A 248-nucleotide genomic window follows, 5' to 3' on the forward strand; every position below is an offset into this window, starting at 1 on the left:
GCAAGAGTTGCTTAAAGCTGGAATTCCGGGCATCAAATACCTTGACGCCATGTCGCGCGGCGCTGGCGAAGGTTCTCGCAATTACGTTGTGTTTGATGAAAAGCTAATTGACATCGTAAAACGCTACGGCATTGCAGGTGCAGCAACTATGCTTGGCATGAGCCAGCTTGATCTTGAGAACGCAATGCGTGGTCAGCAACAGCCTGTAGGTTTACTTGGGAGCCAAATGTAATGCCACTGCGCAAGGG

The 248-nt window shown here is 50.4% G+C and carries 1 protein-coding gene; it reads left to right on the plus strand.

What is annotated here, in order from left to right; genetic code table 11:
* Nucleotides 1-232 (plus strand): hypothetical protein (locus AC1QQ2_RS14255; RefSeq protein ID WP_479713633.1); only part of this gene is annotated, 232 nt, incomplete at its 5' end.
* Between the last annotated feature and the right edge of the window lie 16 nt (nucleotides 233-248).

It is taken from the genome of Aestuarium sp., from assembly GCF_023253315.1.
In the GTDB taxonomy this organism is placed as follows: Bacteria; Pseudomonadota; Alphaproteobacteria; order Rhodobacterales; family Rhodobacteraceae; genus Marivivens; species Marivivens donghaensis.